The 12,379-nt window shown below is 64.0% G+C and carries 4 protein-coding genes and 2 tRNA genes; 1 reads left to right on the top strand and 5 read right to left on the bottom strand.

Translation table 11 applies throughout. From position 1 onward, the window contains the following. Positions 1-142: 142 nt before the first annotated feature. Positions 143-1,459 (bottom strand): lipase family protein, encoded by a 1,317-nt coding sequence (locus HMPREF1992_RS08625; RefSeq protein WP_021685502.1) that lies wholly within the window; start codon positions 1,457-1,459, stop codon positions 143-145. Positions 1,460-1,753: 294 nt separating this feature from the next. Here HMPREF1992_RS08625 and HMPREF1992_RS08620 point away from each other — a divergent pair, with 294 nt between their 5' ends. Next, a complete protein-coding gene (locus HMPREF1992_RS08620) occupies positions 1,754-8,422 on the top strand; it encodes an autotransporter outer membrane beta-barrel domain-containing protein (protein ID WP_021685500.1) in 6,669 nt (2,222 codons plus the stop codon). Positions 8,423-9,354: 932 nt separating this feature from the next. On the opposite strand, the gene HMPREF1992_RS08615 is transcribed toward HMPREF1992_RS08620, so the two are convergent. From HMPREF1992_RS08615 to HMPREF1992_RS08600, 4 genes are all read right to left on the bottom strand, one after another. Then, entirely contained in the window at positions 9,355-10,632 is a 1,278-nt protein-coding gene (locus HMPREF1992_RS08615) for a nitrogenase component 1 (protein WP_021685499.1), read from the bottom strand. Beyond that, positions 10,625-11,932 (bottom strand): nitrogenase component 1, encoded by a 1,308-nt coding sequence (locus HMPREF1992_RS08610; protein ID WP_021685498.1) that lies wholly within the window; start codon positions 11,930-11,932, stop codon positions 10,625-10,627. Before HMPREF1992_RS08610 ends, HMPREF1992_RS08615 begins: the two co-directional genes overlap by 8 nt. 188 nt (positions 11,933-12,120) lie before the next feature. Next, a tRNA-Leu gene (locus HMPREF1992_RS08605) sits at positions 12,121-12,206 on the bottom strand. A gap of 16 nt (positions 12,207-12,222) precedes the next feature. Next, a tRNA-Leu gene (locus HMPREF1992_RS08600) sits at positions 12,223-12,308 on the bottom strand. Positions 12,309-12,379 lie beyond the last annotated feature (71 nt).

Here is a 12,379-nt window from a genome sequence, read left to right as displayed (position 1 = left end):
CCCCCTCCCCCGTGCCGCACGGGGGAGGCTTTTCAGTCTGCGGTATATTAGCTTCCCCCGTCAGTACGGGGGAAGTGGCGAGCAGCGCGAGCCGATAGGGGCGCCTCTCGCTCATTCGACTCTCTGCCGATAGCGGCGCCCCCTAATCCTGCGCAAGCAGATACAGCACCGTCTCGATCGGCGTCAGCGTCCCCGTCCGCGCCGAGTGCGACCCCGCCGCGATCAGATTGCCGTCCATATCGTAGACGGCGCGCTCAAGCGTCAGGCGGTACGTCTCGTGTGCATCGCGGATTTTCGCCCCCGCGATGCGATAGGCGACCATCTCCTCCGCGCCTGCCGCACGCGCCGCCGCGAGATGCTCGTTCAGCCCGCTGAGCAGCCCCTCCTCCGACAGCCCACCGCTGCCCGCCGCGAACACGACCGCCGCATTCCGCACATGGAGCGCATCGCGCAGCACCGCCGTCATATAGGGTGCATCCTCTGCGAGCGTCTCGTCCAGAGCCGTCTCAATCGGAGCGACGTAGAGCATTCGCCCCTCCGCACGGTTCGGTGTCCCCATGAGAAAGAGGAAGGCATTGTCCCCGCCGTACGCATCATAGAGACGGCGGATCGCCGCATCCACATAGACGATCATCGCGTGCGGGAACTTCGCCACAGAGCGCGCGGGCGTCCACGCCTCACGCTCCCCGAACTGCTGAAAACCGAGCGGCGCGGCCAGCACATCCTTCATTGGATCGCCGCGCATCACCACGCGATGCAGTATAAACCGCCCCTCATAGCGCCGCACAAACGCCCCATTCCCGACCGCAGGCGCACCGAACGTCGTCACAACGAGCTGCTCCGCCGGCACCCCCATATCCGAGAGCCGCGCCGCCGCCAGAACTGCCGCCGCCCCGCCGAGACTGTGCCCCGTCAGGAACACCTGCGCCGCAGGATGCGCACGCAGCTCATCCGCGATCACCTCACCCGCCGTACGATTGCCGTATGCGGGCAGCGCATCGGTAAAGAGCGCCGCTTGGCAGTAGTCGAGGAATCCGCGATGCACGAGCGGCGTCTCCTTGCACTCTGTCACGCGCGTATCCCGAACGGCAAGGAACTCCGCAGGCGTTGTCCCGCCGAACGCGGCACGCCCGAGCCGCAGATTCGTCCACACATCGCTCCCGCGCTCCGTCCCCGGGAAGGCAATGAGATGCGTCTCGCCCCCGTCCTCCGATCTCCGCACCATGTGAAAGAACCGCCCGACCGTCCCCTTGTACCCCGGCGTCTCATACGAGGCGATCTGCCACCCCGCCGCCGCGAGACGCGCACGCAGCAGCTCCGGCAGCTCTCCACCGTACGCCGCCTCCGACGCCGCCGCACACACGAAGTAGAGCGACGGCAGATCACTCGGTGCAGCGGCAAGAGCACGCAGCGGCGCCAAAAAGACGCAGAGAACGAGCAAAAAACGTCCGAACATCATCGCCGCACCTCTTTTTTGAAAAAAATTTTATCCCTATGATACCCGTTTTCCCTAGGAAATACAAGGCTTTCCGGAAAATTGGGACGTTTGACTCCTGTCATTTACTACAGTACGCTTTTTTCTGAACTGTGCTACAGTATGATTAGTGCAGTGTGTATTTATCATTGAACGCACTGTCTTCGGCGTTCAAAGCGCCCCATCCCCCGACCACGAAAGGAGTCACATCATGAAACAACATCGCCACAAGGAAGCACCTCCCTACAAATAGAACGCATCCAGAAAGGAGTCACCCCCATGAAACGACACCACACCCACAAATCCAACTCCCTCACCCCACGCATCCTCGCCGCGCTCGCGGCGGGTGCATTCACGCTCGGCGGCATGCCGTACGCCCTTGCCGATCCCACCGTCATGAGCACGGTCACGACGGATACTGTGTCAACGGACGGCGTTGCGGGCAGCACGGACGGCACGGCGGCGACCATCACCGTCGGCACGGACGGCGGCGGGGCATCGCCCGAGATCTACTATCTCGCGGGCGGCCACCACCGCCCCACGCCCGTCACAGGCGCGTGGAGAAAGGTCAGCCTGACCGACGGCACGATCCAGTTCACGGGCGCGAATGCGGGCGGCAAGGCGATCGTGAAGAGCGGCACGATCGGCGGCGCCATCGGCGCATACGCATGGCTGGAGCATGGCGGCACCGCAAAGATCTCCGGCGCGGAGGTCGCCATCAAGAACTGCACATTCAAGCTCGACGCCACCACACCTGAGCCTCAGTGGGGCATCATCGGCGGTCTCGCCATGTCCAAGGAGGGCTCCGGCGGCGGCGCGACGCGGGGCGTGGCAGAGGTCGCGCACAGCAAGGTCACCATCGAGGGCGGCACCTACGACGTGCCCGAGGGAGGTGAGATCACCATTGCAGGCGGTGCAGCCTATGCACAGACCAAGAGCGTCAACAGCACGGCAGCGGTGACGGACAGCATAGCGTCCGTCACGGGCGGCAGCTTTACCGCACAGACGAAGCTCTACGGCGGCAAGGCTGTGACAGAAACGGAGGCACGCAGCGAGGCGAAGGCACTGCGCAACAGCCTCACCTTCACCACGGGCGATACCGTCACGGAAATCTACGGCGGATATGTGTATGCGTACCCGACCAAGACCTCCATCTCCCTGCAGGCAAATGAGAACCACCTGACCGCAAAGGCGGGCGCAGACAAATTCTACGGCGGCTATGCCTTTGCAGAGCAGATGGCAGGCGGCACGCATGTTCCGCTGAGCACGGCAGAGACGAACGGGAACATCGTCACGATCGCGGCGGGCTCCAGCACGTTCAAGTATGTGAGTGCAGGCGGATACAACATCCTCAAGGCAACAAAAGCTGCTGCCGTCACCACTGCGGCAAATGCGAATCAGCTCACCATCGCAGGCGGCACCTTCAAGGGGACCGTCTACGGCGGCAACACGTCGGCGACTACCGAAGACGCGACCGGTACTGCCACGGCGACGGCGCGCGGCAACGAGCTATGGGCGAACGGGGGCACGTTCCAGAGGAACGTTTTGGTCGGCTGGGGGAATGCGACGACAAAGGCGGGAACGGCGACGACGACCGCTTCCGAGAACAAGCTGCATCTCGCCGGTGCGGCGGCATTTCCGACGGATGGTACGACCGTCTACATCACGGGCGGCGATGCATCCGTAAGCAGTGAGACGGGCAAGCTCAGCCTGACGACGGAGAAGAACAGCATCGACGGGACGCTCACGAGCGCTGCGTCGGTGGTACGCGGCGCCGATGGCAAGCTCGACCAGCTTGCGGCGGCAGGAGGGCAGGCGATCACGGCATCCGCTGCCGAGAATACGGTCACGCTCACGGGCGGCAAGGCGTACCAGGTGGACGGCAGTCGGCTGCTCCTGAGCAGGGCGGCCGGCGCGGCAGATCTGCACGCCGCCAAGAACAGTGTCGTCCTCACCAACGCCGCGAGCGAGAGCGATAGCAATGTCGCATTCCGCGGCTCCTACATAGAGGCGCACGATGCGAAGGGCAGTCTGCAGATCCGTGCGGAGGAGAACACGGTCACGGCAGAGGGCGCGGCGCTCAAGGCCAATGAGATGTATGGCAGCCACGTCCAGCTGCGGAACAGCAATGCGGGCACGACAGAGGCCACGGTGACGGCGAGCCGTGCCATCATGCGGGGCAAAAAGGCCGATACCCTTGCCGGCGGCTATGCCGACATCGGCTCGAATGGGGATGCCGCCCTCACGGTAAAGCTCACGGGGAATACGGCAGAGGTGCAGAGCGGCACTTCGTACCATGCGTATGGTGCGTTTGCCAAGACAGAGCAGAAAGACGGCGCGGGAGAGGTGACCGCAGAGGGCAACACCATCACCGTGACGAAGCTGACCGACGACGGCGGCAGCTTCACGGGGGCAACGCTCGTCTATGAGCGCGACGGCGCTGCGACGGCGGCGGGAGATACGACACTCATCGCCAGGAGCAACAAGGCAGACCTCAACGAGGGCAAGCTGTCCAAACTGTTTGGTGCCGAGATCCGCATCAACAACGCCTTTGGCGGCGCGACGACATACACGGCGACCGAGAACGCCGTCACCGTCGCGGCAGCGGGTGTGGTGACAGACAGCGTCGCGGGCGCAGAGATCGAGCAGCAAAACAACACTGCGGACGGCGCGTCGTTCACGGCGGCCGCCGCAAAGAACACGGTCGCGAATACGGGCGGTACGGTAAAGAACGCGATGGGTGCCTCCGTGACGCTCCACGCGGACCATGCAGGGGAGGTACAGGCGACACTCACGGAGAACGCCGTCACGGGCACGGGCGGCACATTTGCGGGCGACGTGCGGGGCGGTGTGGCAGACGTCTTCGCAAAGACGGGCACGGCGACCGCCACCCTCACGAAGAACACGGTCGATCTCACGAATGCTGTGCTCGATGATGCCCACATCCGCGCGGGCCATGCCGTTGCCCGTACAAGGGCGGCAGGGAAGACCGCATCCGCTGCGGCACATGAAAATGTGCTGCTGCTAAAGAACGCCTCCGGCACAGCGAAGGATCTCATCGGCGGCAACGCCTATATCGAGGCAGACCTTGGTGGTGCGACGGCTGCCGCAGACAAAAACAGCGTCACCGCCCTTGGCGGCACGCTGACGGCGGCGAACAAGGTCTACGGCGGAAAAACAGAGGCGGTCAGCCAGGCCGCCCCCGTCACAGCGGCGGCGACGGAGAACACCGTCACCCTCTCCGCAGCTGCTCCGTGGCAGGCGGTCTACGGTGCGGATACCTATGCCACTGCCGTGAATGCGGCGGCGACCGCACGGACAGAGCGGAATACAGTCACGGCAGATGCGGGAACGTTCCTGGGGCAGCTCTACGGCGGCAATTCCTATGCAAGCACAGATAGTGCGGGCTCCGGCACGCCGGGTACGGCAGCCGCCGTCACCACTGGCAACACGCTGAACCTCGCCGCTGCTGCCGTCACGAACGGGGAGAGCTACGGCGGCTACGCCGCGGCGGGGAGCACGACGGGCGATGTCAGCCTCACCGTCACGCAGAACAAGGTGCTTGGCACACATGGCACCACTGCAGAGGTAGATGGCGCCTATGGCACATTGGCGCAGACGGCGGCGACGACGCGTACCGTCACGGGGACGCTCGCGGAGAATACGCTGACGCTCACGAACGGCAAGGCGGGCAGCGCCTACGGCGGCTTTTTGCGTCTGGGCAAGGCGTTCGGCGCGGCAGAACTGACTGCAGCAAAGAACAGCGCCGCGCTCACGGATGTCGAGAGCAGCACCTCCGCAGCCCTCGTCGGCAGCAGCATCGAGGCGCGGAATGCAGCGGGGAATCTGAAGCTCACCGCCGAGGAGAATACCATCACGGCGCGCGGGGCGGATCTTAGCGCGGACAAAATCTACGGCAGCCATATCCTCGCGCAAAACGCGAACGCCGGCAAGACGGAGATCCTCGCAGAGAAGAACCGTGCGAGCGCGGCGGGCAAGGAGATCGCGAATCTTGCGGGCAGCTATGCGGAGATGTATACGAACGCGTCGGCGGATCTCACGGCGACATTCCGGGAGAACAGCGCCGAGGGGAGCGGCACGAAGCTCGAGGGTGTCTATGGCATAGACACCTCTGTCCGCCAGACAGACGGCACAGCGGCGGTCATCGCCGAGAGGAACGCTGCGACCGTGACGAAGGCGAATGCCGTGGAAAGAATCCTCGGTGCATACATCAACTATCGGCGGGATCCTGGCGCCACGGCGGCGGGCGATACCGCACTCACGGCGACGGGGAACACGGCGCGGCTCGTGGAGGGCACGGCGGAGAGCATGAGCGGCGTGAACATGACGGCGACGAACGCCTTTGGCGGCGCGACGACATACACGGCTACCGAGAACGCCGCCACCATCGAGGCAAAAGGCGTGGTGACAAGCAGCGCCTATGGCGCCTATCTCTCACAGGAAGCTTCCTCCGAGGACAGCGCATCGTTCACGGCGCATGTAGCGAAGAACACGGTCACGAGCACGGGCGGCACGGTGAAGGACGCCTACGGCGCACTTGCCGCCCTGAGAGTGAACAATGCGGGCGATGCGGCGGCAACGCTCACGGAGAACGCCGTCACGGGCACAGGCGGTACATTCGCGAACAAGCTGTACGGCGGCTGGGCAGAACTCATCTCAACGAAGAGTGCAGCGACCGCCGCCCTCACGAAGAACACGGTCAAGCTCACCAATGCCAAGCTCGATGACACCCCCATCCAGGTGGGGTATGCCGTGGTCATTACGAAAGCGGCAGGGAAGACCGCATCCGCTGCGGCACATGAAAATGTGCTGCTGCTGAAGAACGCCTCCGGCACAGCGCAGGCGCTCATCGGCGGCGTCGCCTCCGGCACGGCAGAGCGCGCGGGTGCAGCAGCTGCGGCAGACAAAAACAGGATCACCGTAGAGGGCGGCACGCTGACGGCGGCAAGCGATGTGTACGGCGGCACAGTAGAGGCGGTCGGCAAGGATGCCCCCGTTACTGCGTCGGCATCAGAGAATACCATCACCCTCTCCGCTGTCGCTCCGTGGAGACAGGTTCGCGGCGGCAGGGTTCGTGCCTCCGCTGACGGGGCGGCTGCGACGGCGACAGCAAGCAAGAACACCCTGAACCTCGCATACGGCACATTCACGGCGGAGATCGCCGGCGGCTACGCCATCACAGACGGCGCGGGAGGACAGGCGACGGCAAACGAGAACACTGTGAACATCAGCAGCGGCATCTATCAGGACAGCATCTATGCCGCCACTGCGGATGCGGGCAGTGAAGCCGGCACCGTCGCGACCGTCAAGGATAACCGCATCGTCATCACGGGCACGCCCAACCTCTCTGCGGCGCAGCTCCATGGATACTACGCAAAGGGCGCGACGAAGAACATCGCAGGCAACGCGCTCGTCGTCAAGGAGACGAAGGGCATCAAGGCAGAATCCATCGACGGCTTCCAAAAGCTCGAGTTCTGGCTGCCCGCCGGCATGACGAAGGACGACACCATGCTCTGGCTCTCGTCCACGAGCAATACCGACCTCACGGGCACGGACATCACGGCGCATCTGCGCGGCGATGAGACCGAGAAGCGTCTGCGCCTCCTCTACACAGAGAAAGCGCAGATCCAGAAGGACGGCACGACCACCATGACCGTCTGGAAGGGCGTCTCCGATGTGACTACGGCGAAGATCGGCATCACCAAGGATAATAAGGAGCTGATTGTCAAGACCGACGGCTCCGCCATCGACGAGGGCGGCACACCGACCCCACCGCCGACACCGCCAACACCGCCGACACCACCGACGCCGCCGCCAACACCACCGACACCTCCAACCCCACCGCCGACACCACCAACACCACCGACGCCGACACCGACGCCGACACCGACGCCAACACCTACACCAACGCCTACACCAACGCCGACACCGACGCCGACACCGACGCCGACACCGACGCCAACGCCGACACCGACACCGACACCGACGCCCGATGACCTCAAGCGGCAGGCAGAGGACAACCGCAAGTCTGTTGTCGAGACAATGGCAGGAGCGGCAGCCTTCCTCGGCGCAGGTGCAGACCTCGTTGCAGGCGGCGGCATGACGAGTGCATCCGTCGAGGCGGCGGCAGCCGAGGGCTTTGCCCCATTTGCGGCCATCGGCGGCTCCTCCATGCGGCATGAGACGGGTTCCCACGTCGATATGAAGGGCATGAACCTCGCCGTTGGCTTCTCGCGTGAAGTCCTGCGCGGCGATGAGCGCATCCTCTTCGGCCCCATCGTCGAATACGGACGCGGCACCTACGACAGCTACGTCAATGATGCGCACGGCGACGGCTCCGTCCGCTACGTCGGCGTCGGCGGCTTCATCCGCCAGGAGCAGAAGGACGGCACGTTCTACGAGGGCAGCCTGCGCTTCGGACGCTCGTCCATGGACTATTCGGCGGTCCTTTCGGGCACTCCGACCTCCTATGATACCGATACGAACTACATCGGCGCACATCTGGGCTTTGGTCAGCGCGTCACGGAGCAGAGCGGCAACGAGCGCGAGCTGTACGTCCGCTACTTCTACACGCGGCAGAACGGCACGGATGCAACGCTCTCCACGGGTGAGCGCTACGAGTTCGACGCCGTGCAGAGTCAGCGGCTGCGTACGGGCGCACGCTGGATGATCCCGCAGGGCAGCGGCTCCCTCATCCTCGGCGCCTCCATGCAGTACGAGTTTGGCGGCGATTCAAGCGCCACCGTATATGGCAGAGGATTCACCCATACCACGCCTTCACCATCCCTCAAGGGATTCTCCGGCAGCCTCGAACTCGGCTGGAAAGCCCCCATGGGCAAGAATGCCACCGCTGACCTCAGCGTCGAGGGCTGGGCGGGCAAACAGCGCGGCGTGACCTTTAACGCCGGCTTCAACTGGAAGTTCTAATGCAATCCAAGCCTCCCCCATCACAATGGGGGAGGTGGCACGCGACAGCGTGACGGTGGGGGCGCCTTGGGCGATCCATGACTCTCTATCGTAAGAACGTCATACAAGTCTCAGGCGCCCCTTCCACCGCTCGCGGTCCCCCTCCCCCGCTGCGGCGTGGGAGGCTTTGGACGCGGTAGATCGGCCTCCCCCGTCAAAACGGGGGAGGTGGCACGCGACAGCGTGACGGTGGGGGCGCCTTGGACGATCCATGACTCTCTATCGTAAGAAAGCCATACAAGTCACAGGCGCCCCTTCCACTGCTTGCTGACCTGTCCAAGAAGCAAGACCGTAGGACGAAGCTGATTGGGAAACAGGTCGTATGCGAAAACGTCCCAAGAACACAAGCGTTGGCGATGTGTGATTGGCTGACGTTGACCGCTCGCGGTCCCTCCGTGACGCACGGGGGAGGCTTTGGACGCGGTAGATCAGCCTCCCCCATCACAATGGGGGAGGTGGCACGCGACAGCGTGACGGTGGGGGCGCCTTGGGCGATGCATGACTCTCTATCGTAAGAAAGTCATACAAGTCTCAGGCGCCCCTTCCACCGCTTACGCGGTCCCCCTCCCCCGTGTCGCACGGGGGAGGCTTAGGATTGCGGTATAGCAGCTTCCCCGTCCGAGACGCGGAAGGCTAGGATTATGGCATCTTAGCCTCCCCCATCACAATGGGGGAGGTGGCACGCGACAGCGTGACGGTGGGGGCGCCTTGGGCGATCCATGACTCTCTATCGTAAGAACGTCATACAAGTCTCAGGCGCCCCTTCCACCGCTCGCGGTCCCCCTCCCCCGTGTCGCACGGGGGAGGCATTGGATTGCGGTATGCTTTTACCTCCCCACACAGAAAAAGCTCCGAGCACCTATACGTGCTCGGAGCTTTTTGCTGCCAATTGCCTATGCGCGGACGGATATCTCACGCCGCAGGATGCTCCCGTTCCAGAGTGCGTCCTCGATATGCCGCGCACCGCGCAGCCCCATAAACGGCTGATCCGACAGGCAGAGGCGATCCACAACGGGATAGGCGACGGGGAGGTAGAGCATCCTGCACGGATCGGCAAGCACGGACTCGCTGCTGCTCGCCATGAGCAGTCCGTGCTCCATCGCCGCGAGGAGTTCCTGCGCCCGCACCGTATCCGTTTCCGTCAGCTGTTCATCCACGATCTGCACTGCCGCAGCATCGCGCACCTGCGCCGCAACGGCGAGATGCCGGACATCCGCCCACTCCGTACGCAGCGCCTCGGCAAGCCCCCACGCCGCCGACCGCGGTGCGCGGATGAGTGCGGTATCAAAGCGCAGCTCGCCCCACGTATTCTTGAGATCGTTGATCCGCAGAAAGTCTCTGCGCTCCGCCGCCTCGATCTCCGCCATAGCAGCCTCCCCATGCGCGGGCGGCAGCGCGGCAAAGATCTCCTCCAGCCACCGCCGCGTCCCCGCACGCCCATAGGGCGGAAGCGGAGCAATGCAGGGCGTGCCGCAGCGCTGCTCGATGTACTTTGCCGCCGCAAGGCCAAGCTCGTCATGCACGACGATATTGAGCGCCGCCTGCGCCAGTGCATCCATGTCCTCCGGGGACATATCACGCCCGAATACATGGCGCACCGCATACCCTGCCCCCGTCAGCAGGCGTACCAGTTCCCGCGCATCGTTCTCGCCGTTGTAGTAGGACGCGGTCATGCCGATGAGGTTGACCCCATGCCGCGCGGGCGCCGCCGTCTCGCGGAGCAGTACCTCAAGCGCCGCGCAGGAGGCGTGCCGCCATCCGTCCGCAAAACTGCCGATCAGCCCGCCGCTGTCAATGGCGACCACGGGGCAGGTCACCCCCGCCGCACGCGCAATCGCACCGACATCATCGCCGATCAGACTTGCCGAGCTGCCGCTGATGACGGCGAGCAGCGCGGGCGGATGGTCGATATGCGCCTGCAGCGCCTCGCGCAGGTACTCCTCCGCGCCGAACACAATCGCATCGTTGTCGAGCTGCGTGCATTTCATGCGATGGGAGATATCGCTCTGTGTCTGCTCGATGTGCCGCTGCGTAAAGAGATAGCACCACAGCGGCCCGTTGACCACGACGGCGCAGCCGCGCAGCCCCGCGAAGAATGCCGCCGCGCCCGTCAGCGCACAGCTCTCCATCCACACGGACATATCGTCAAAGGAGAGAATTCCCTCACCCATAGATCAGCCCTCCCCTGCTTGTATGCCGATAGAGTACGTGCTCCATATCCTCGATGAGCTGGCGCTCCATCGCCCAGCCGACCGTAGGCAGCTTGCCGAGCAGGATCTGCCGCAGCTGTACGTCCACCAACTCATGTGTCGTAAAGACGAAATCCGCCGACCGCAGCAGCTCCTCACTCGCGGGATCCTCTACCGCGAGAATCGGCACATCGCTGCACGCCCGAAGGCCGTCCTCCACCTCCCTGCGCTGCGCCTCGGTAAAGAGCGCGAGGAGGATGATGCCGGAGAGGCGTACCCCCGCCCTTTCGATCAGGCGCAGGAGGATCTCGGGCTGCAGCCAGTGCAGTTCGCGCCCGACAACGAGCACGGTGCGCCGCCCCGCGAGCGTCTCCCGCGCACGCGCGAGACTGCGCTCGAACGCCGCCTCCTCACGCCGAATCGTCTCCTCCGCCGCCGCTTCCCGATGGCAGCGCGCGCCGATGCAGCGCAGCCAGTGTGCCGTCTCCTCTGCGCCGCCCGCAAATGCCTCCGCGAAATACGGCGTACCGAAGCGCGTGTGAAGTTCCTCCGCGAACGCGATGAGCAGCGCCTGTTTCTCATCTGACATCGCACTGCCGAGCACGACGAGCAGCTCTGCCTCCGGCACCCCCTGCACCTCATCGAGCGGCGTATAGGTGGGAAACTGCCCCGCCAGCTGCAGCCCGAGTCCGCCGAGCAGCCGCTTCAGCTCCTGCACGTAGGCACTGTAAAGCCCCCCGTAGTCCCCGAGAAACACCACCGTCCCCTGACGCACCCGCGCGGGCGGCTGCATAAAGCGATCCATCAGCACCCGCGCAACCGACAGGTAGCCGTCGAAGGACTCATCGTCCAAAAAGCCGCCCGTAGGCACGGCAACGACGGGCAGCCCCAACTCCTCCTCCATCTCCTCCGCCGCAGCCCGCGTATCGTCCCCAATGATGCCGCTCACACAGGATCCCGCGACAAAGACGGCACGCGGCCGATATCTTTCTGCCGCAAAACGGATGCACGCACGCAGCCGCTCCGCCGCGCCGAACACCGCATCGCCCTCACCGATCCCACTCGTCAGCAGCGGTACGGGCGACGGCGGCGCATAGGTGCCCGCGCCGATCAGGCGATGAAAGCTGCCGACATCCTTTTCACGCACCACATGCGCACAGGAGCGCGGACTGTGAAAGATGACCAGTGCTCCCCGTGCGTACGAGAGCGCCCACCAGACGGCGGGCATACTGCAGCTGCACTGCGCACGCCGCACCCCCGCGCGTTTTACCTCAATCGCCATACTGCTCCACCATGCCCTCCAACAACGCAAATATCATCAGTACCTCGACACCCTAAACATCGCATTATGCTGCGTATCCTTTGCCTGCGTGCCGACATACATCATAGAATACCATATATGCGCGAAAAATTCCGTGCGTTTTGACACAAAAAAACCGCCGTGGACTCCCACGGCGATACGTTTTCAGATGGTGCGGTTGGTGGGACTTGAACCCACACGTCTTGTGAACACTACCCCCTCAAAGTAGCGCGTCTGCCAATTCCGCCACAACCGCATGATATGAAGTTAAATGGTGCGGTCGAGAGGACTTGAACCTCCACGATGTTGCCATCACTAGCGCCTGAAGCTAGCGCGTCTGCCATTCCGCCACGACCGCGTGACTATCAAATTGTAAAGAAAAAAATGGTGCGGTCGGTGGGACTTGAACCCACACGTCTTGTGAACACT

This window comes from Selenomonas sp. oral taxon 892 str. F0426 (genome assembly GCF_000468035.1).
Lineage (GTDB): Bacteria > Bacillota > Negativicutes > Selenomonadales > Selenomonadaceae > Centipeda.
The sequence above is the reverse complement of the archived record's forward strand: the minus strand, read 5'-3'. Positions and strand labels throughout refer to the sequence as shown.

Excerpts from the sequence above, each read along its gene's own strand:
- HMPREF1992_RS08620 (WP_021685500.1), top strand. The coding sequence starts at position 1,754 with ATGAAACGACACCACACCCACAAATCCAACTCCCTCACCCCACGCATC.
- HMPREF1992_RS08610 (WP_021685498.1), bottom strand. The coding sequence starts at position 11,932 with ATGGCGATTGAGGTAAAACGCGCGGGGGTGCGGCGTGCGCAGTGCAGC.
- HMPREF1992_RS08615 (WP_021685499.1), bottom strand. The coding sequence starts at position 10,632 with ATGGGTGAGGGAATTCTCTCCTTTGACGATATGTCCGTGTGGATGGAG.
- HMPREF1992_RS08625 (WP_021685502.1), bottom strand. The coding sequence starts at position 1,459 with ATGATGTTCGGACGTTTTTTGCTCGTTCTCTGCGTCTTTTTGGCGCCG.